General features: G+C 63.2%; 18 protein-coding genes and 1 tRNA gene. 8 read left to right on the top strand and 11 right to left on the bottom strand.

The window, feature by feature from the left end:
- Positions 1 to 101 precede the first annotated feature (101 nt).
- A tRNA-Ala gene (locus GPX89_RS29215) sits at positions 102 to 174 on the top strand.
- Between the two features lie 512 nt (positions 175 to 686).
- On the opposite strand, the gene GPX89_RS29220 is transcribed toward GPX89_RS29215, so the two are convergent.
- From GPX89_RS29220 to GPX89_RS29245, 6 genes are all read right to left on the bottom strand, one after another.
- Positions 687 to 1,913, bottom strand: a complete 1,227-nt coding sequence (locus GPX89_RS29220) for an NAD(P)/FAD-dependent oxidoreductase (protein WP_157390899.1) — start codon at positions 1,911 to 1,913, stop codon at positions 687 to 689.
- 33 nt (positions 1,914 to 1,946) lie between these two features.
- Entirely contained in the window at positions 1,947 to 2,690 is a 744-nt protein-coding gene (locus GPX89_RS29225; RefSeq protein ID WP_157390900.1) for a response regulator transcription factor, read from the bottom strand.
- A 179-nt stretch (positions 2,691 to 2,869) separates the two neighbouring features.
- On the bottom strand, positions 2,870 to 3,835 hold the full coding sequence (locus tag GPX89_RS29230; RefSeq protein ID WP_157390901.1) for an ACP S-malonyltransferase: 966 nt from the start codon (positions 3,833 to 3,835) through the stop codon (positions 2,870 to 2,872).
- A 28-nt stretch (positions 3,836 to 3,863) separates the two neighbouring features.
- A complete protein-coding gene (locus tag GPX89_RS29235; protein ID WP_157390902.1) occupies positions 3,864 to 5,672 on the bottom strand; it encodes an acetyl-CoA carboxylase biotin carboxylase subunit in 1,809 nt (602 codons plus the stop codon).
- Positions 5,669 to 5,857 (bottom strand): acyl-CoA carboxylase subunit epsilon, encoded by a 189-nt coding sequence (locus tag GPX89_RS46300; protein ID WP_157390903.1) that lies wholly within the window; start codon positions 5,855 to 5,857, stop codon positions 5,669 to 5,671. Before GPX89_RS46300 ends, GPX89_RS29235 begins: the two co-directional genes overlap by 4 nt.
- A 20-nt stretch (positions 5,858 to 5,877) precedes the next feature.
- Positions 5,878 to 7,419, bottom strand: coding sequence for an acyl-CoA carboxylase subunit beta (locus GPX89_RS29245; RefSeq protein ID WP_157390904.1), 1,542 nt, complete (start codon positions 7,417 to 7,419; stop codon positions 5,878 to 5,880).
- Positions 7,420 to 7,714: 295 nt separating this feature from the next.
- On the opposite strand from GPX89_RS29245, the gene GPX89_RS29250 reads away from it, so the two are divergent.
- A complete protein-coding gene (locus tag GPX89_RS29250; protein WP_157390905.1) occupies positions 7,715 to 8,533 on the top strand; it encodes a helix-turn-helix domain-containing protein in 819 nt (272 codons plus the stop codon).
- 23 nt (positions 8,534 to 8,556) lie between these two features.
- On the opposite strand, the gene GPX89_RS29255 is transcribed toward GPX89_RS29250, so the two are convergent.
- Positions 8,557 to 9,825: an MFS transporter gene (locus GPX89_RS29255; protein ID WP_328602478.1), complete on the bottom strand. Its 1,269-nt coding sequence runs from the start codon at positions 9,823 to 9,825 to the stop codon at positions 8,557 to 8,559.
- 211 nt (positions 9,826 to 10,036) lie between these two features.
- Here GPX89_RS29255 and GPX89_RS29260 point away from each other — a divergent pair, with 211 nt between their 5' ends.
- From GPX89_RS29260 to GPX89_RS29285, 6 genes are all read left to right on the top strand, one after another.
- Positions 10,037 to 11,023, top strand: coding sequence for a beta-ketoacyl-ACP synthase III (locus tag GPX89_RS29260; protein WP_157390907.1), 987 nt, complete (start codon positions 10,037 to 10,039; stop codon positions 11,021 to 11,023).
- A gap of 44 nt (positions 11,024 to 11,067) precedes the next feature.
- Positions 11,068 to 11,328, top strand: coding sequence for an acyl carrier protein (locus GPX89_RS29265; protein WP_157390908.1), 261 nt, complete (start codon positions 11,068 to 11,070; stop codon positions 11,326 to 11,328).
- Complete coding sequence (locus tag GPX89_RS29270) at positions 11,321 to 12,571, top strand: beta-ketoacyl-[acyl-carrier-protein] synthase family protein (protein WP_157390909.1); 1,251 nt, start codon at positions 11,321 to 11,323, stop codon at positions 12,569 to 12,571. Before GPX89_RS29265 ends, GPX89_RS29270 begins: the two co-directional genes overlap by 8 nt.
- Complete coding sequence (locus GPX89_RS29275; RefSeq protein WP_328602436.1) at positions 12,568 to 13,251, top strand: SDR family NAD(P)-dependent oxidoreductase; 684 nt, start codon at positions 12,568 to 12,570, stop codon at positions 13,249 to 13,251. The genes GPX89_RS29270 and GPX89_RS29275 overlap by 4 nt, the downstream gene beginning before the upstream one ends.
- Positions 13,248 to 14,153, top strand: a complete 906-nt coding sequence (locus GPX89_RS29280) for an AfsA-related hotdog domain-containing protein (protein WP_157390911.1) — start codon at positions 13,248 to 13,250, stop codon at positions 14,151 to 14,153. The genes GPX89_RS29275 and GPX89_RS29280 overlap by 4 nt, the downstream gene beginning before the upstream one ends.
- Positions 14,154 to 14,214: 61 nt before the next feature.
- Positions 14,215 to 14,907: an HAD family hydrolase gene (locus GPX89_RS29285; protein ID WP_157390912.1), complete on the top strand. Its 693-nt coding sequence runs from the start codon at positions 14,215 to 14,217 to the stop codon at positions 14,905 to 14,907.
- 97 nt (positions 14,908 to 15,004) lie between these two features.
- On the opposite strand, the gene GPX89_RS29290 is transcribed toward GPX89_RS29285, so the two are convergent.
- The 4 genes from GPX89_RS29290 to GPX89_RS29305 all read right to left on the bottom strand — a co-directional run bounded on the left by GPX89_RS29290 (position 15,005) and on the right by GPX89_RS29305 (position 19,431).
- On the bottom strand, positions 15,005 to 16,450 hold the full coding sequence (locus GPX89_RS29290) for an FAD-dependent oxidoreductase (RefSeq protein ID WP_157390913.1): 1,446 nt from the start codon (positions 16,448 to 16,450) through the stop codon (positions 15,005 to 15,007).
- Between the two features lie 92 nt (positions 16,451 to 16,542).
- Positions 16,543 to 17,760, bottom strand: a complete 1,218-nt coding sequence (locus GPX89_RS29295; protein ID WP_157390914.1) for an acyl-CoA dehydrogenase family protein — start codon at positions 17,758 to 17,760, stop codon at positions 16,543 to 16,545.
- Between the two features lie 89 nt (positions 17,761 to 17,849).
- Positions 17,850 to 18,473: a malonic semialdehyde reductase gene (locus GPX89_RS29300; RefSeq protein WP_157390915.1), complete on the bottom strand. Its 624-nt coding sequence runs from the start codon at positions 18,471 to 18,473 to the stop codon at positions 17,850 to 17,852.
- A 142-nt stretch (positions 18,474 to 18,615) separates the two neighbouring features.
- Entirely contained in the window at positions 18,616 to 19,431 is an 816-nt protein-coding gene (locus tag GPX89_RS29305) for an AfsR/SARP family transcriptional regulator (RefSeq protein ID WP_157390916.1), read from the bottom strand.
- Between the last annotated feature and the right edge of the window lie 25 nt (positions 19,432 to 19,456).

Genomic DNA, 19,456 nt, shown 5'->3' on the forward strand with positions numbered 1-19,456 from the left:
TGCCGCCAGCCTCTATCCAGGCGATTTGGTTTGTTCGACACCCGTCGTGTAACTTCGTTCAAGCAAGCGGGGCAACGCCCGGCTGGCACAGAAGTGAACACGGGGCTATGGCGCAGCTGGTAGCGCACCACACTGGCAGTGTGGGGGTCAGGGGTTCGAGTCCCCTTAGCTCCACCCGAGACAAACCCCCAGGTCGGAGACCTGGGGGTTTGTCTTTGTTGTACGCACTCAGCCTGTAAAGGCCTCTGAGCGGGTTGAATCTTGGTTGCGAGGGTTCGAGTCTCCTGAGGTGTTGTTACTGTTGGGGCTGGTGTGGTTTTGGTCGTGCCTCTCTCGGTCGCGCATGGCCTGAGCAAGGACGGCGCGGGCGAGTTTGTGCAGATCCGGTTTCCCGCTGCATCGTTTCGACGATGATCCGCCGCTCGGGTCGCGGAGTGCCGCGCTTCTTCAGGATTCGCTCGGTGGCGTGTGGATCGACAGTAGGCTGGGGGTGTTGGCGGCAAACCGCACTGTGTCTTCAGCTGTGGAGTGCTTGCCTTAGTCGTCTGCCACTTTGACGATGGTCTTGCGACAGCGTGCTCGGCAACGAGCTTCCCCTCACGAACCTCGTTGTTGGCCAGGGCTTCGGGCTCTCATGTCCAACCTGTCGAGCGGCTCGTGACGTCGGCGAGCCGCCCGACCGATGGTTAGACTCGATCGGCGAGAGCGAGTGGGTCCATGATCGCGCTCTTGCCCCGCAGGCCTGAAATAAGGAGGATGAAATCCTCACGGGCGCTGAGCTTTTCATTCGGGTCGATGAGGTTCTGTGCCTCGTCGAAGTACTCGCTGATCTGTCGGGTCGGGTCGTAGAAGAATCGCACGTAGGAGATCACCACCTCGAGGAAGTTCCGGTAGGCCTCTTCGTAGGAGGCCCGCAACTCGGATTCGCGGTCGGGCTGGTCCAGCATGACGTCGATGGTGCGGGCGGCCGCCGAAGCGCCCTTCATGGCGAGCATGCAGCCTGTCGAGAACAGCGGATCGATGAATGCCGCGGCATCACCGACCATCAGGCATCCGGGTGCACTCATCTGACGGTTGGTGTAGGACCAATCCTTCGTGGTGCGGGGCTTCGCCACCTCGATTGCACCTTGAAGCCTGGCCTTGATCTCGATAGAGTCCTCGATCCGTAGCTTGAGCACGTCCGTCGGAGTCAATCCGGTCGCCTTGTACTCGGTCGTCGGCGCGACGAAGCCGACACTGCAGGTGTTGTCGCTGAACGGGATCAGCCACAGCCACCCCGGCGGCCGGTTCTCGAGCACGATGTTGCCGGCGTACTTACCATCCGGGTGCACCCCGCCCTGGAAGTAGGTCCAGGTGGCGAGGTTTTTGAGGTCCTCGTGCCATTCGACGACATCCAGTTCTCGCGCAACCAATTTGGCTTGCCCGGAGGCATCGACGATGAACGGAGCCCGGAGTTCGACCGGCGCGTTCGATCCGCCCGAGGAGAAGCGAACGCCCACGCAACGCCCGTTGTCGACGATCACCTCGTGCACGGAGGCCTCCTCGATCACGGTGACGCCGAGTCTGCGGGCGTGTGTCAGCAGAATATTGTCGAACTCGGCCCGCTTCACCTCGTAGGCATAGGAGTGTTCGGTCGCCTCACCGAAATCGACCTGCCACAGCTGCGGATCGCGTCCCCAGATCAGGGAGATGCCGTACTTGCGGATCGCGCCCGAGGCCTCGATCGATTCGGTCGCTCCGAGCTCGTCGAGCACCGGCATCAGGCCCGGAACCAGAGACTCGCCGATGTGATAGCGCGGGAATTTCTCCTTCTCCAGCAACAGTACACGCCGACCCCGCTTCGCAAGCAGCCCAGCGGTTGTCGAGCCCGCCGGGCCACCGCCGACGACGATTACATCATAGTTCTCATGCATGCAGAACTCCTCTATCTGAGAATTGTTGCCTGGTCAGGCAACATCCAAATTTCCGAGCCACATCGCGATGGCCTCACCGCGATGCGAAGCGCCCAGCTTCGAAAAGAGACGATTGATGTGGTTTTTGACGGTCTTCTGACTGATGAACAGCGTCCGCGCGATCTCGTCATTTCGCATCCCGCGAGAGATGTGATCCATGATCTCGCGCTCACGACGCGAGAGTTTTTCCCGTCGATCTCCGTCATCAGCAATTCGAACTCTGTGATGCGCTGCTCGGGCCAGTTGGCTGAGCACCGTTCCGGCCGGCGCGGAAACAGGCGCAAGACCTGCGGCCGCGGCGTCCACGATGTGCGGGACCTCTCCGGACTCGTAGTGGCCGTCGACCAGAATGCTGAACACGTTGTGCCGCAACGCAAACAGGATGATCTCGCGGTTAGCCTCCTCGAGCGCGAGGACGATTGTCGACCGCTGCGCAAGCGTGCTGAGATGTACCAGATCCTGATAATCCGATGTGCTCAAATGCCAGACCAGTACATCCCTTGCTTCCTTCGAAGTTCGTTCGCCGAGGATCGATGTCGGATCGATTTCAGTGCGAATGCATGGCGTGCCTCCCCTGGATGCGGTCGAGAGCAACTCCACGAAATAGCTTGCCCTGGCCGAATCGCGAGAGAGAATGCGGACTTCCAGCCCGGTAAGCTGTTCCACCGCAGAAGTCGCAATCAGCCGAGGCAGTACTTGCGAATCACCGATACCGTCAGGAGATGTGTTGGTGAACATAGACAAGTGCTCCTCGTTTTCGTGCATATCAAGCTTTATTCGGCTACCTCAAACCGCGCTCGAGCGCCGCTCGATCGAGAGGCTCCGAGTGACAGTCGATTTCGATTCCACCCAGCCCAGTAGGGCTGTCGGGAACCAATACTCGAGGACTGCTGGAGTCGAGGTTCGAACGAACCGATTCACGCACCAGCACCCGTGAGATCGGCGCTGAGCAGGTCCACAGGCGTCCGCAGCGGCCGTCGCGCGACATCGGGCAGTTCGCGGCGAGCGATTCCGGTCAGTGCGCCTGCAGGAGGCAATTCGACTACCGCGCTAACGGCGCTGCTCGCCAAGGTTTCCGTGCAGAGATCCCAGCGCACGGGTCGGGTGATCTGTGCGGCGATCCTGGCGAGAGCGTCGTCGCCCGACGTCACGAACTTGCCGTCGGCATTCGACAGGAGAGGTCGAATGGGATTGTTGGCGTGGATGTTTCGGATCTCATATGTGAAGCGTTCCTGCGCCGAGGCCATGAACGAGGTGTGAAACGCACCTGCGACTCGTAAGGCTACGACCTTCGTGCCAGGTGGAGGATCGGCCGACAGTGCACACAGAGCATCGATTCGGCCCGCGACCACCACCTGGCCGGCTCCGTTGTAATTTGCAGGCATCAGCCCGAGCTCGTCGAGTTTGACCAAGACCTGGCTCAGCTCACCGCCGAGAACGGCCGACATTCCGGTCTTCGCGAGCCCGCACGCACTGGCCATCACTCGTCCGCGGACCGCGGCAAGGGCTATCGCGTCACTGGACGAGATGACCCCGGCTCCGACAGCGGCGGCTAATTCACCGACCGAGTGGCCAGCGATGATCGTATCGGAGGTGAGAGTGCCGACGGCTTGTAGTTCCTGCAGCGCGATCAATGACATGGCGACAACCAATGGTTGTGCCACTGCGGTATCGACGATTTCGGAAGCATCGGCGGCGGTTCCCAGTCGCATCAAGTCCATGCCCGCCAGCTGTGACCACTCGGATAGTTGCTTCTCGACCCCGGGGAGCGCCAGCCACGGTGAGAGCATGCCAGGTTTTTGTGATCCCTGGCCTGGACACAGCACCGCGATGGGCGCGACGAACTCAGTGGGTCTGTCGGCAATGACAGCTGATCCATTCATAAAGCATTCTCCGGCGGAGGTTTTCGACTCATTGTTTGATCTCGGCGAGCACAGTGCCCTGGGTGATGGCCGCACCGGCCTCCACCGACAGACCCGTGATGACACCGGCCTTGTGCGCGGTGACCGGGTTCTCCATCTTCATGGCCTCGAGCACCACCACCAGATCACCCGCCTCGACCGACTGGCCCTCTGTGACAGCGACTTTGACCACGGTGCCCTGCATGGGCGCGGTGACCGAATCGCCGGATGGTGTGCCGGACAGGCCTGTTCGTTTGCGCGGCTTGGGCTTCTTGCGCACCACACCCGCGCCATTGGCGGACGCGGCCGCGCCGACGGAGAACTGGCCCGGCAGCGACACCTCGAGGCGACGGCCGCCGACCTCGACGACCACCTTCTGGCGAGGAGCCTCGTCCTCGTCCTCGATGGGCTGGGCACCGGTGTAGGGCTCGATCGGGTTGTCCCACTCGTTCTCGATCCACTTGGTGTAGACGTCGAAGCGGGTGCCGTCACCGATGAACGCGGGGTTCTCGACGATGTGGCGGTGGAACGGGATGACGGTCGCCAGACCCTCGATCTGATACTCGTCCAGCGCGCGGGCGGCACGCTGCAGCGCCTGCTCGCGGTTCTCACCGGTGACGATCAGCTTGGCCAGCATGGAGTCGAACTGGCCGCCGATCACCGAGCCTTCGACCACACCGGAATCCACGCGCACACCCGGGCCCGCGGGCTCGCGGTACACGACGACCGGACCGGGGGCGGGCAGGAAGCCGCGACCGGCGTCCTCACCGTTGATGCGGAACTCGAAGGAGTGCCCGCGCGGGGTCGGGTCTTCGGTGATGGAGAGTTCGTGGCCCTCGGCGATGCGGAACTGCTGGCGCACCAGGTCGATTCCCGCGGTCTCCTCGGTGACCGGGTGCTCGACCTGCAGGCGGGTGTTCACCTCGAGGAACGACACGGTCTCGCCCTGCACCAGGTACTCCACGGTGCCCGCACCGTAGTACCCGGCCTCCTTGCAGATCCGCTTGGCGGACTCGTGGATCTTGGAACGCACCTCGTCGGACAGGAACGGCGCGGGCGCCTCCTCGACCAGCTTCTGGAAGCGACGCTGCAGCGAGCAGTCACGAGTGCCCGCGACCACGACATTGCCGTGCTTGTCGGCGATGACCTGCGCCTCGACGTGGCGGGCCTTGTCCAGGTACTGCTCCACGAAGCACTCACCGCGACCGAACGCGGCGATCGCCTCACGGGTGGCGGACTCGAACAGCTCCGGGATCTCCTCGACGGTGTGCGCGACCTTCATGCCGCGACCGCCGCCACCGAAAGCGGCCTTGATGGCCACCGGCACGCCGTACTCCTTGGCGAACGCGACGACCTCGTCGGCGTTCTTCACCGGGTCCTTGGTGCCCGCGGCCATCGGGGCCTGCGCGCGCTCGGCGATGTGGCGGGCGGTGACCTTGTCACCCAGATCCCGGATCGACTGCGGCGAGGGACCGATCCAGATCAGCCCGGCGTCGATCACGGCTTGGGCGAAATCGGCGTTCTCCGAGAGGAAGCCGTACCCGGGGTGGATCGCGTCCGCACCGGCCTTCGAGGCGGCTTCGAGGATCTTGTCGAACACCAGGTACGACTCGGCCGAGGTCTGGCCACCCAGCGCGAACGCCTCGTCGGCGAGCTTCACGAACGGCGCATCGGCGTCCGGCTCGGCGTACACGGCGACGCTGGCGATCCCGGCGTCCTTGGCAGCCCGGATCACGCGCACGGCGATCTCGCCTCGATTGGCTACGAGGACCTTCCGCAGGCGGTGAAACCCCTCCGCAGCAATGGATTCGACGCTCATGCGGCGGCCCAGCTGTTCGAGGCGATGTAGGCGGTTCGACGCTCACGGCGCAGCCATCGGACCGCTGCGGGTCGCTGTCCGGCAGTGGTGGGTGCGATCTGCATTGTCGCCAATGTTGTTATTACAGCGGCGATTTCGAGGTCGTCGGGGTTGCCCCGCTCGATGACTAGACTCTGTTCGATCATGGTAACTCTCACTCCGTGGGCTACTGAGGGGGATTGCCGTGCTTGCGCATGGGCAGGTCGGCATGCTTGGTCCGCAGCATGGCGAGGCTGCGAATCAGCACTTGCCGGGTGTCGGCGGGGTCGATCACGTCATCGACGAGTCCGCGTTCGGCTGCATAGAGCGGATGGACCAGTTCGCTGCGGTACTCGTCGATCTTCTTTTGCCGCATAGTCTCTGGATCCTCGGCACCGGTGATTTCACGGCGGAAGATCACGTTTGCGGCGGCCTCGGCGCCCATGACAGCGATTTCGTTGCCAGGCCATGCCAGCACGAGATCGGCGCCGATCGAACGCGAATCCATGACGATGTACGCGCCGCCGTAGGACTTGCGCAGTACCACCGAGACCCGTGGGACCGTGGCATTGCAGTAGGCGTAGAGCAGTTTGGCTCCGTGGCGGATGATCCCGCCGTGTTCCTGGTCCACACCGGGAAGGAATCCGGGGACATCGATCAAGGTGACCAATGGGATATTGAACGCATCGCAGGACTGCACGAACCGGGCGGCCTTCTCCGATGCGGAAATGTCGAGCACACCGGCAAGCACGCTGGGCTGATTGGCGACAACAGCGACCACGTGTCCGTCGAGCCGGGCCAAAGCGCACACCACGTTGCGCGCCCACTGTTCGTGAACTTCGAATACCTCACCGTCGTCGACGATCTCCTCGATCACGGCCCGCACATCGTAAGGGCGGCTGCCATCGAGCGGCACCAGGTCATAGAGCCTCTCATTGCGGCGATCGGCAGGATCGACGCAGTCCGTGCTCGGCGCGTTCTCTCGGTTGTTGGAGGGCAGCATCGACAGCAGAAGTCGTACGTCGTGCAGGCAGCCGTATTCGTCGTCGGCGATGAAATGGGTGACACCGGTCCGGGCGTGGACGTCCGCGCCGCCGAGTTCGTTCATCGTGACCTGCTCACCGGTCACCGCGGCCACGACATCGGGGCCGGTGATGAAGATCTGAGCCGTCTCGCGAACCATGAAGACGTAGTCGGTCAGCGCCGGACTGTAGGCGGCGCCACCGGCACACGGTCCGAGTATCACGCTGATCTGGGGAATGACCCCTGAGGCTCTGGTATTGCGGCGGAAGATGCCGCCGAAGCCCGCCAGCGCGCTCACGCCCTCCTGTATCCGGGCTCCGGCGCCGTCGTACAGGCCGACCAGTGGCGCGCCCGCACTGATCGCCAGATCCATGATCTTGTGGATCTTCTCGGCATGGGCTTCGCCGAGTGCGCCGCCCAGGATCCGGAAGTCTTGCGCGAAAACGAATACCGTTCGTTCTTCGATGGTTCCCCAGCCGGTGATCACGCCGTCGGTGTGGTAGCGGCGATTCTCGAGCCCGAATCCTGTTGCGCGGTGCCGCCGTAACGATTCGATCTCTTGAAACGACCCGGGATCCAAGAGCAGCTCGAGTCGTTCTCGAGCAGTCAGTTTGCCCTTGTCGCGTTGGCGCTGGGTAGCCGCCGCTTCGGGACCCATCACCACCGATCGTTTGAGTTCGGCGAGTTCCTCGACCTGTTCGCGCATCGGCAATTCCTCGTTCGTGCTCGGTGTCCAGGCATGCCACAACTCCGGGATCCCGGTGCGCCCATGGATCCCGGAGTTGTCATTCCACTGTCGGGCCGCCCGGCTGAGCGCAACTCGAGCGCCGCTGGACCGCAGCCGGGTCGCACCTGAGCGATACTCGAGTCAGGCTTGGTGTGGATACGGCACGCTCGGGTCGAGATCGCCACGATGCCTCGCCGGAGCTGTCGAGCATCGTCGGTGGAACAGGCTCGACTCGACGAATTGAGGTTGCGCTGTGAGCGTTACGGTTCTGCGCGTGGACGGTGAGCAGCACAGCGGGAGGATGCTGGGGGAATTCCTGCGTGCCAAACGAAGTCGGACGCGCCCCGAGCGCTTCGGGATAACGACAGGCCGGCGGCGCGTGGTGGGTCTCAAACGGGAGGAGGTCGCCACCCTGGCCGGCATCAGCACCGACTACTACCAACGCGTCGAGCAGGGACGGGTGGTGCCGTCGGATCATGTGCTGGCCGCGATCGGGAAGGTCCTCGAACTCGACGAGACCGAATTGTTCTATCTGCGTTCCATCGCTCGCCCCCACCCACCCGGACCGATCATCGCCTCGGTCCCCGACAATATCGATGCCCTGGTGTCGGCTATCAATGACCTGCCCGTCTTCGTTATCGACGGCATGCGCAACGTGCTGCGCTGGAATCGACTGGCGGCGCAATTGATCTGCGACTTCGGGAGCCTGGCTTCGGTGGAGCGCAACATGGCACGGCTGCTGTTTACGGACCCTGACATGCGGACGTTGTACGGGGATTGGGAGACCTACGCCCGCCAGACGGTGGCTGCTCTGCGACGAATGTCTGCGATGGATCCGGACTGGCCGCAGCTGCGAGAGCTGATCGATGATCTGGTCGTCACCGCACCCGAATTCGCACAGTGGTGGGGGCTACACGAGGTCGGCGAAAAGATCGCTGGCACGAAAACCATTCACCATCCGCGGGTGGGTACCCTGCGACTGAACTATCAGACACTCGTGGTGAACGGAGCACCGGACTTCATGGAGATGTTCGTCTATCTCCCAGCCGATTCCGATGCCCACGCCAGACTGCGTCGCCTATCGCCTTCTTAGTCGACCACGGACGTCGACTGAGATCACCTCTGTATCGGCCTCGGAGTCTTACTGTCGCGCAACAGATCCCACACTCCGACTCCGAGGCCGACGACCACGGACGCCAGCCCCGCCACCGAAACCGCACCCCACCCTCCGGCCTTCCACAACACGCCGGCGACCGCGGCACCCAGGGCTCCGGAAGCGAGATTGGCGGTCATGTAGGCGGTCGTCACACGACTGGCGCTCTCGGGAAAGGTTTTGTACAGCACGGATTGGTTCGTGATGTGCTGCCCCTGCATGCCCGCGTCGAGCACCGCGATCCCGACAACGAGCATGACCAGGCCTATCGAGGAGTCGGTCAGGTCCGCGCTCCACAACACCAGCCAGCCAGCACCGATCAACGCCCACGATCCGATCGTCACGTAACCCGTCCAGCCACGATCGGCGAACTTCCCGGCTTTCTGTGCGCTGGCCGCGCCAACGAGCCCCGCGAGCCCGAATGCGCCGATTGCCGTGCCCCGCAACTCATACGGAGGACCCGATAACAGGAAGGTCAGGCTGGTCCACAACAGGCTGAACGTGAAGAACCCCATGACGCCGAGCACCATGCGCCGACGTAGTGCACGGGCCGAGACAATCAGCACCCCAACGGATCGCAGGATCTGCCAGTAGCTCAGCGTGCCGGCCCGGATGGTGCGGGTATCGGCTCCGACCTGCCGCAGAATGCGCAACAGCACCGCGCCGACCACGGTGATGGCCACGGCGGCAACGATATAGGCGGCACGCCAGCCCAGCCACTGGGTCAGCGCTCCGCTCAGGAGCCGGCTGGCAAGGATCCCGATCAGCACTCCACTCATCACAGTCCCGGTCGCGCTGCCTCGGGAATCCTCGGGCACGAGCTGACCGGCGAGCGGCACGAGCACCATGATGAACACACTGGACAAGCCGGCGACCAGCAGGCCGCAGTACAGCTGGATCGCCGTCGTCGCGCTCGCGGCCACGACGAGGGCAATAGTGCACGAGACGAGTAGCCCCCTGATCAGTAGTCGACGATTCACCAGATCGCCGGCCGGAACGACGAACAGCAGACCCAGCGCATTGCCGAGCTGACTCAGCGTGACCACGATTCCGACCAGCGATGCCGGGATGTGGAGCGCCGAACCGATGCTGCCGAGTATCGGTTGCGCATAGTACATATTCGCGGCACCCAAACCTGCTGCGACCGCGAAAATGGTCAGATCGGATTGTCGAAGCGGACGTGTCTCGGCGGACGTGTCATCTGCGTGCGCCTTCTTCCCTGTGACTACCACCAATTCAGTAGGCCATCACGGGAAGGACTTGAAAAGGCTCGGATCTTCCTAGGAAAAAAAGTCCTACCGTTCAAGTGTATGCCGTAGATCACACCCGCTTGAATGGTGGTATGTAGCCGATCTATCGTTCATTTTCAGCGAAGGCCGGACCCGAAATTATCGGCTGCTATACCTCCGCGAATCATTGCGTTCGAATTCGAAGCGAGTCACCATGGGAATTTCCATTCGCAGCGTTGGTGCATATGTGCCCAGCTACGTCGAAACCAATCATGATTTAGCAAGGCAGATTAACACCAGCGACGAATGGATCCGAAGCAGGACCGGTATTGCGCAGCGTTATATCATCGCGCCGGATCAATCGACAACTGATCTTGCCTACGGGGCTGCTCGCGCCGCACTCGAGGCGGCCGGCCGGCCGGATATCGATCTGCTAGTCGTAGCCACCGCTACGCCCGATCGCAGCGTCCCGGCGACCGCGCCACGCGTCGCGGACCGGCTTGGAATCTCGGGAATACCGGCTTTCGATGTCGCCGCGGTCTGTTCCGGCTTCGTTTATGCCATGGCCGTCACCGAGGCGTTGATGCGTACGCTGGCACGGTCGAGGGCGCTCGTGGTGGGCGCCGATGCCTTCAGCCGGATTCTCGGGCCCGACGACCGTTCCACCAGGGCCATCTTCGGTGACGGCGCAGGCGCGTTCCTACTGGTCGCCGATCCGGACAGTGAGGAAGTTCTACTCGGGCGAGACCTCGGTTCGGATGGCTCGGGTCATGACCTGATCACCAGGCCGTCCAGTGGATCGGCGAGTGTCATCGACCACCTGGCCGGGCTACAGCCATACTTCGCTATGTCCGGCAAAGCGGTCTTCATGCAGTCGGTTCGCGCGATGGTTCAGTCGTCTGAGAACGCGTTGAAGGACGCGGGAAGAACGGCATCCGACGTCGATCTCCTGGTTCCCCACCAGGCCAATCTGCGCATCATCAACGCCGTTGCTGATGGGTTGTCGATTCCGGTCGCGCGGGCGGCGGTGAATATCGATCGGGTGGGAAATACTGTCGCCGCCTCGATCCCGCTCGCGGTACACGACGCCCTTCGTGCGGGAAAACTGAGAGCCGGCCAAACGGTCTTGATGACCGCCTTCGGCGGCGGACTCACCTGGGGCTCTCTGGTGCTTTCGTGGCCCGACAACGTAGCCCACTGACCAGACACACCTGACATCTGATCCCACGTGGAAGGAGAGCAAACATGTCCGGATCCGAGGTAACCCAGGAGATCTCCATTGAATCCATCTCGCGAATTGGTGCGACAAAACTTGGAATTCCGCTTCCGGAGTTGCTTCCGGAGATGAAATTCGATGCCCTGGGGCTCGACTCCTTGGCGCTGCTCGAGTTCAACATCGCACTTCAGCGCGCTTACGGTGTGGAACTGGCGGACGAGGACATCGACGGAGGCAATTCGATCACCGATGTCTACCACCTGCTGGTGAAGAAGAACCACCATGGCTAGGCCGATCGTGCGCGAAAGTGCGCAGGTCACCGGGCTGGGTGTGGTCAGCGCGGCTGGTTCCGACCTCGAGACGTTCTGGGGCGCAATACTTTCAGGTCGTCCAACTACCACGGTCGTTCCGGCCTTGCATGACTCGATGATTCGACTCGGTCATGCCGTACCCGACGGCGATCTCGATGACACGGTGGATATCTCGGTCCGCTCCCGTGCGGACCGATTCATACAGCTCGCGATCGCGGCCGCCCGCAAGGCCTTCGAAGATGCCGGTCTCAGTGAGGACGAAGTATCCGACCTCAGAACCGCGGTCGTGATCGGCAATTCGCTGGGCGGGGTCTCGACGATGGAGGTGCTCGACAGGACCGTCCGCGATGAGGGCGAGCGGTTCGTCTCTCCGCTCACTTTGCCCGCGGCGATCAACAACATGGCCGCTGGCTACATTGCGATGGAGTTGGGGTGTCATGGCCCGGCGTACGTGGTCTCCACAGCCTGTGCGTCGAGCACCGATGCGCTGGGGCTGGCGATGAAATTGATCCGGTCCGGAGAGTGCGACCTGGTGATCGCGGGTGGTACCGAGGCCGCGCTGACCGCGCCGGTGACCGCGGCGTTCCACCGAATGGGCGCAATCGATCGCAGTGTCCGCGCTCCCGGCGGCGGCAGCCGCGCATTCGCCTCCGATAGATCCGGCTTCACGCTCGGCGAAGCAGCCGCGATCCTCGTCGTCGAATCGGCGACGAGCGCCGCCCGGAGGGGAGCGCGAACCTATGCGGAGATCACCGGTTATGCGGCCACCAATGACGCCTACCATGTGACCTCCCCCGAGCCCGAAGGCCAGTGGTACCGCCAGGCGATTGTCGGTGCCGTCGCCGACGCTGGGATCGGTCTGCATCAGCTCGACTACTGGAATCTCCACGGCACCGGCACGGTCATGAACGACGCCGTCGAGACCAAGGTGGTCAATTCCCTTGTCGGGGAAAAGGTTCCGGTAAGTACTACCAAGCCGGTGACAGGCCATTGTCTCGGGGCCGCCGGCGCGGTCGAGGCTGTGGTAGCCCTGCTGAGCATCTTGCACGAGGCCATTCCACCCAACGGTAACGGGCTCGATCTGGATCCGGCGCTGAATCCGATCGACCTGGTCACCATTCCCCGTACCGGCCGGGTGAACTACGCGATGTCCAGCTCACTGGGGTTCGGCGGCCACAACGCGGCGGTCGTTTTCGCCAAAACTGAGAGGACTCGACCGTGAATCACCTGATCATCGGAGGCTCTAGCGCACTAGGACGTGTTGTCGTGAAGCAACTCTCGGCTCGTGGCGACGCCATTGTCGCGACGAGCCGCATGCCCGAACCTGACCAGGTCCTCTGCGATGTGACCTCCGAGAACCAAGTCGCCGATGCGATCGCGACAGCCACCGCTCGGCTCGGCTCGCTCGACTCGGTGATCTATCTACCGGGCTTCAGCGCCGATGGATCCTCGACCAGTCTTGCGACCGAACTCATGGTCACCAGTCTCGAGATCAATACCATTGGCGCATTTCGCGTCGCTCGAGAGGCGCTCCGTGCCGCCGGCACCCATCCCTGCGCTCTCACATTCGTCGGTACCACCAACGCGCTGCGCGGGGTCGCGGGGCAGGCCGCGTACACGGCGGGAAAGGCAGCGTTGCTGGGACTGGCTCGATCACTGGCTGGCGAATTCGGCCCGCGAGGTCACCGAATCAACGTCGTCGCCCCGGGATACATCGACGGAGGCCTGACCGTCGGTCTCACCCCGCGTAACCGGGAACAAATCGAACGAATCATTCCATTACGCAGGTTCGCCGACATGGAAGAGATCGCCAACGTGATCGCCTTCGTCGCGAGCTCGAAGTCGACCTACCTCAACGGCGCGGTCATCTACGCCGATGGCGGATTGGCCATGGGCCATTGACCGGCGATCACAACAGATCGGATGCCCAGATGTTGGTGGCACCACATCATGTTCATCGCACCCGCAGCGATCAAACGCTGCTGGCGACCGCGCGCGCGATCGACGCGAACACGAGCACCGCGGAAGTCAAACAGGAGCCGACAAGCGACTCGTACTACCGCGATCACGTCTGCGGGCGGTCGATGGCGCTCATGCGCGGGATAGAAGCGATTCGTCAACTCGAGACGCTGTCGGCGCACCTCTACTACGGGGTGAGTCATGACGCGAAATTCGTGCTGCGCGAATGGGAGTTCTCGGCCAACTGCGTCAACGACGCTCCCTCGTCGGTTGGCTTCGTGTCACTGTTGCGCGACACACCTGCCGACCGCGGTCGCACGGTCGAGTACGTCGGGACCGCGACCCTGGTCGAGATCAAGGTGTGTATGGAACGGCTCGTAGTGTCCTATGTCACGCCTGAGATCTACAAGGCGATCAGATACCGGGGGTCCGCGCCGACGGTGCTCAGTGCCCATACCAACGTTCGAAACTACTGCGCGCCTGCTGATCACGCACGATTGGGGCTCGACGCTCCCGATCATGTCGCGGTCGGCCACGATCGGGCCAATGGCCACCTGTGTGTCGCCGCCGATACCGGCAACCCGGCCTACTTCGATCACGTCCAGGACCACTGGCCCGGCATGGTGCTGACCGAGGCAGCCATCCAAGCGGCACACCTTCATCTTGGACGCGTTCTACCTTGCACCGCGGTCCGGGCGAGATTTGACCGCTACCTGGAGCTTTCCATCCCCGTACATATCGAAATCGGGGACGTGACCGAATCCGGCGGACTGGTCGAGCTGGCCGTCGGATTCGTTCAGGCGGGCTCCACGGGTGCATCCATGAAGCTGACCTTCGAATCCTGAACCGCACCAGCGTATTCCGACAACCCGAAGTTCCAACCGCCCCGCAACCTGGAGGGATCCAATGCAACTCGAACAAATCAAGTTGATCGCTGTTGACACCGACGGTGTGCTCTTCAACGACACGTACAGTCCGGTCATCGAACGCTTCGTCACCAAGCACGGCGGCGCCTACACCGCCGAGGTGGAGCGGGCAGTCTGGGGCTCGCCACAGATCGCGGCCGGTCAGAACATGGCTTTGACGTGCCGTTTGCCCTGGTCCGGAAAGACCACGATCGAGGCGTTCTTCGAAGAACGTGACAGGTACCTGCTCGAGCACCCGGTCCAGATCGCCTCGGGCGTCGAGGCATTCCTGCAGACCTTGGCCTCGACCGGCGCCAGGATCATCAGCTATGGCGGGCGCGACCGCTCGTACTCGTTCGACAAATTCCTCAGCCCCTTCGCTGACTACTTCGATCCCCATATTCCCTACATCGACGTCAATGACTTCCGTCCCGGCATGGCCGAGATCGTCGAAGACATCTGCGGAGTCGAATTCCAGCAGGCACTGTTCATCGATGACATCAACCGCGTCGGGGAGGTGTGTAAGGCCCTCGGTGCCGGATTCATCGGCATCCCGTCCTCGGCGCCGCACAACTTCCAGCGCCGACAGATGACCGAAACCGGTGTCCGGCACATGGTTTCGGAACTGGCAGCGATCGACGCCATCATGCTGTCCAGCATCGACAAGGAACTCGCCGCGGGCAGTCACTGGTAATGCCGGTGTTCGGTGAACGGCTGCGGTGGCCGACCCCGGCCGCCGCAGCTCCATCGAGAATCGGTCGGCAGTTGGCCAACTCGTCGATTGAGCTCTGTTATCTCAGGGCTTCGGCTGCCCCTCTGCTGACATGAACCATCTTCGCGCGCTCGACGACCTTGACCCGCTCGCGGCCCTGCGGCTCGCCCAGGGCGCGCTCGTGCGCGTCGAGGCGGTACCAGCCGGCCCAGGTGGTGAAGGGGATGCCCTTGCCCTCGAGGAACTCGGTCACGGCGTCGGGCTCCGGCTTGGCGGCCGGGGTGAAGTTCGCGGCGTCGTCGAGCAGGCAGGCGATGGTCTCGTTGGCGTCGCCCTTGGTGTGGCCGATGAGGCCGACCGGGCCGCGCTTGATCCAGCCGGTGACGTAGGTGGCGGGCATGTAGCGGTCCGCGCCGTCGGCGTCTTCGTCGACGAGCACGCGTCCGGCCTCGTTGGGCACGGTGCCGGCCTGGTCGTCGAAGGGCAGCAGCGGGATGTTCTGCGACAGGTAGCCCACCGCGCGGTACACGGCCTGGATGTCCCAGTCCTTGAATTCGCCGGTGCCCTTGCAGTTCCCGGTGCCGTCGAGCTGGGTGCGCTCGGTGCGCAGGCCCACGACCTTGCCGTTCTCGCCGAGGATTTCCGAGGGGTTCTCGAAGAAGTGCAGGAACAGCTTGTGCGGGCGGTCGCCGATATCGCGAATGGCCCACTGCTCCAACGTGTTGCAGATCATGTCGACCTGCTTGGAGTGGCGGCGCGCGGCCTCGGAGCCCTCGTCGTAGTCGATGTCCTCGGGATCGACGATGACCTCGATGGTCGGCGAGTGGTCGAGTTCGCGCAGCTCGAGCGGGGTGAACTTGGCCTGGGCGGGACCGCGGCGGCCGAACACGTGCACTTCCAGGGCCTTGTTGGCCTTGAGGCCGTCGTAGACGTTCGGCGGGATCTCGGTCGGCAGCAGCTCGTCGCCGGTCTTGGCGAGCACGCGCGCCACGTCGAGGGCGACGTTGCCGACGCCGAGGACGGCGACCTTCTCGGCGTCCAGGGGCCAGGTGCGCGGCACGTCGGGGTGCCCGTCGTACCAGGACACGAAGTCCGCGGCGCCGTAGGAGCCGTCCAGGTCGATGCCCGGAACCTCCAGGGCGCGGTCGGCATTGGCGCCGGTGGAGAAGATGACCGCGTCGTAGAACTGGCGCAGGTCCTCGAGGGTGATGTCGGTGCCGTAGTCGATATTGCCGAGCAGGCGCACCGAGTCCTTGTCGAGGACCTTGTGCAGGGCGGTGATGATGCCCTTGATGCGCGGGTGGTCGGGCGCGACGCCGTAGCGGATCAGGCCGAAGGGCGCGGGCATGCGCTCGTAGAGGTCGATGCTCACCCCGGTGAAACCGGCCGGGGTGTCGGACTTCATCAAGGCGTCGGCGGCGTAGATGCCGGCCGGTCCTGCGCCCACGATCGCAATGCGTAGCGGGCGGGTCGATCTACGTCGGGTTGGTGTATCTGCGGCCGTGGGGATGGGTTCTACGGGCATTGTTGTCCTATTGATGTGACCGGAAACAGGTGGTGCGGCACCTCGAACTCGAAGTGCCGCACCAGGTCTCGCGCTCGATGCCGTCCGCCGGGCTACCGGGCGCTGATGTCCGCGGGGTTCTTGCCGACCAGTGCGCGTCCGTGCACCATCTGCGGCATCCCCATGCCGAACCCGGCATGCCGACTGCCGACGTGAATGTCACGCCATACCAGCTGAAGTGGGTTGACTTCGGCGAAAGACGCTGTGCCATGGGCAGTTACCAAAACGTCGATCGCCTCGCGGCACGTCTGCGCCACATGGGCGGCGTGCATTCGGATTCGGGCGTTCCGCACCGGATCCGGGCTCTCGCCCGATCTCGCGGCCTGGTCGACTGTCGACGCGATATGGCGGGCATGCAGGTAGGCGGTGTCGAGCATCATCGATGCCTCGGCGAGGTCGATATGGAAGGCGGGGGAGTCGGCCTGGCTGGCGAAATTCGACGAGGTGACCTTGCGAACCGGTGCCTTCTCGAGCACGTAGTCGTACGCGCGATGCACTCCACCGATCAAGGCCCCGATCAGACCGGTCGAGAGCACGCCCCAATAACTCGACCGATACAGGTCGCCGGCGTCGTCGGGCAGTGCGATCGTGCCGCTCATGACAGCGGTCAGGGACACGATCCGGTGTGCCGGGATGAACAGCTCCCGGGCTACCACCGTGTTGCTTCCGGTACCGCGTAAACCGACGACGTGCCAGGTGTCCTCGACCTCGAGTCGTTCGCGCGGCATGAGAACGAGGTGGGGGCCGAGGCTTTCGGGCTCGGAGCCCGAGGGGATGCGCGCGATTACCCAGTCGCAATGCAGGGATCCCGACGCGAACGGCCATTTCCCGTTGACGATGACACCGCCCGCGACCCGCTCAACCTGCGCCGGGGCATCGCCGATCATCAATGCGGTTCGTGCATCGGGATTTTCGGCCCATACTTCATTGCGTGCCCGCTGGGGGAACAGGGCGGCGACGTAGTTTCCCAGATTCAGCACACTGGTCACCCACGCGGTCGAGGAGCAACCGCGGGCCAGCTCGCAGATCACTGCGAGGCTGGTCGACGGAACGGCCTCGTAGCCGCCGAATTCGCGGGGGGTGTACATCCGGAAGAGTCCCGCGTCTCCTATCGCCGCCACTGTGCGGTCGCTGAGACGTCGGTGTGCGTCGTGGCCGGTGGATTCCTCCGCGAGCAGCTCTCGCAGCTTCGACGCCCGGGTCAGTAATTCGTCCGGAGTCGGAAGCGTGAGCGGTGTTGCGGGCCCGGCCGCCAGGTACGTTTCAGTCATTTCAACCATCCATGCATGTTCTGTGGATTTAGTTCTTGCCGGAATTGCTGGTGCGGTATTTTCGTATCGGTGACCGGGCAGGGTTGATGTCAGACCATGGAGACGGTCAATTCGCGATCCAGTCGGGGTAGGCGATCCCGCAGCGCGGATTCATCGATATGGCCGATATTCACGACCAGAAGAGATTCGTACCGGCCGTCGGGAAAGAGTTCCGCGTTGATGCCGTCGCGATCGAATCCGCCGATCGGTCCGGCGGCCAGTCCCACTGCGCGAACGGCCATGATGAAGTACGCACATTGGAGGGTGGCGTTGAAAATGCCTTTGCGGCGGCGCTCCTCGATGTTGGTCTCGTAGTGGCCCTGCAGAGTCGTGTTATAGGGAATCAGTGTTTCGAGGTGGGTGTGGTAGCGCGTGTCATAGGCCAGTACCGCGACCACTGGGGCTGATTTCGATTTGACGTCGTTGCCGGCGGCCAGATGGGGTAGTAGACGTTCGCGGGCTTCCGGCGTGCGCGCGAAAACCACCCGCATGGGTTGGCTGTTGTGGCCGGTAGGGGCCCATCTGGTGAGTTCCCAGATGGCGTGGAGGTCCTCGTCGGTGACCGGTAGCGGCAGGAATCTGCGGGGTGTGCGGGATTCGGTGAACAACAGCGCCAGTCCGTCGTCCGAGAGTGAGAGACGGTTCGGAGTAATTGCGATTGCCTGATCGGACATCTGGGTCTATCTCCAATTTCTGGGTAGCGGGTTGATCTTGCCGTTATTCGTCCTCACCTCGGTGACCATGTTCTTCGCACCGGGTGGCTCGGGGACAGGGTCCGGAGACCCAAATTTCGAGTGATTGGCGCAGCAGCTCGTATCAGCTGGCAATGGGCAGATCGAGGGCGCCGTCGTCGTTCATTATCGAGTACTGTAATTCCTGGAGCTTGCGCGAGGGTTCCAAGCCGAATTCTCCCACCATTGCGCCGCGTATCCGCTGAAATACTTCGAGTGCGCCGGTACGGTTGCCCGACCGATACAGCGCGACCATGAATTGTGCGTGGAAGTCTTCATGGAACGGGTGTTGCGCGGTGAGCGATGCCAGTTCGCCCAGGATCGCCCGGTGGTATCCGAGGCGAAGCTCCATCGCGATCCGGCGTTCGGTGACACAGAGCAAGGAATGCTCGAGTCGTACGACCTCTGCTCGCAACATTGGGCCGTGCTGGACATCGATGAGCGGTGAACCCGCGCACAGCTTCTCGGCCGTTCGGTACAGGGTGGCTGCTTCGGCGGTCCGCCCGGCCCGGTCGGACATCTCGGCGCGATCGGCGAGCTGATGAAAGCCGTGGATGTCGACATACAGATCGTCCGGAGTGAACACGTACCCGCTGTTGACCGTTCGCAGCAGGCGAGCGGCCACCTCTGGTGATTCCATCCCCGATGCCTCTGCCAACAGGCGCCGCAGTTGCAGGACATAGGTTTGTAACGTCGTCGCGGCTCGTCGGGGCGGGCACTCTTCCCATAGTTCGGTGATCAGTGATCCGGTCGAGAGCTGTCGGTGGGGATTGAGTGCGAACAGCGCCAGCAGGCTGCGGGGTTTGGTGGCGCTGGGCACTGCTGATCTGGCTCCGACGGTGAGCCGCAGCGGGCCCAGCATCCTCGCATCGATTGTGTCGACCAGTTCCGAGGTGTGCATTGCGATTTCCCCTTTCGGTGGATAT

Origin of the sequence: Nocardia terrae, assembly GCF_009760405.1 — a bacterium.
GTDB classification, from domain to species: Bacteria; Actinomycetota; Actinomycetes; order Mycobacteriales; family Mycobacteriaceae; genus Nocardia; species Nocardia terrae.

Excerpts from the sequence above, each read along its gene's own strand:
- GPX89_RS29220 (WP_157390899.1), bottom strand. The coding sequence starts at position 1,913 with ATGCATGAGAACTATGATGTAATCGTCGTCGGCGGTGGCCCGGCGGGC.
- GPX89_RS29225 (WP_157390900.1), bottom strand. The coding sequence starts at position 2,690 with ATGTTCACCAACACATCTCCTGACGGTATCGGTGATTCGCAAGTACTG.
- GPX89_RS29230 (WP_157390901.1), bottom strand. The coding sequence starts at position 3,835 with ATGAATGGATCAGCTGTCATTGCCGACAGACCCACTGAGTTCGTCGCG.
- GPX89_RS29235 (WP_157390902.1), bottom strand. The coding sequence starts at position 5,672 with ATGAGCGTCGAATCCATTGCTGCGGAGGGGTTTCACCGCCTGCGGAAG.
- GPX89_RS46300 (WP_157390903.1), bottom strand. The coding sequence starts at position 5,857 with ATGATCGAACAGAGTCTAGTCATCGAGCGGGGCAACCCCGACGACCTC.
- GPX89_RS29245 (WP_157390904.1), bottom strand. The coding sequence starts at position 7,419 with ATGCGCGAACAGGTCGAGGAACTCGCCGAACTCAAACGATCGGTGGTG.
- GPX89_RS29260 (WP_157390907.1), top strand. The coding sequence starts at position 10,037 with ATGGGAATTTCCATTCGCAGCGTTGGTGCATATGTGCCCAGCTACGTC.
- GPX89_RS29265 (WP_157390908.1), top strand. The coding sequence starts at position 11,068 with ATGTCCGGATCCGAGGTAACCCAGGAGATCTCCATTGAATCCATCTCG.
- GPX89_RS29270 (WP_157390909.1), top strand. The coding sequence starts at position 11,321 with ATGGCTAGGCCGATCGTGCGCGAAAGTGCGCAGGTCACCGGGCTGGGT.
- GPX89_RS29285 (WP_157390912.1), top strand. The coding sequence starts at position 14,215 with ATGCAACTCGAACAAATCAAGTTGATCGCTGTTGACACCGACGGTGTG.
- GPX89_RS29290 (WP_157390913.1), bottom strand. The coding sequence starts at position 16,450 with ATGCCCGTAGAACCCATCCCCACGGCCGCAGATACACCAACCCGACGT.
- GPX89_RS29295 (WP_157390914.1), bottom strand. The coding sequence starts at position 17,760 with ATGACTGAAACGTACCTGGCGGCCGGGCCCGCAACACCGCTCACGCTT.
- GPX89_RS29300 (WP_157390915.1), bottom strand. The coding sequence starts at position 18,473 with ATGTCCGATCAGGCAATCGCAATTACTCCGAACCGTCTCTCACTCTCG.
- GPX89_RS29305 (WP_157390916.1), bottom strand. The coding sequence starts at position 19,431 with ATGCACACCTCGGAACTGGTCGACACAATCGATGCGAGGATGCTGGGC.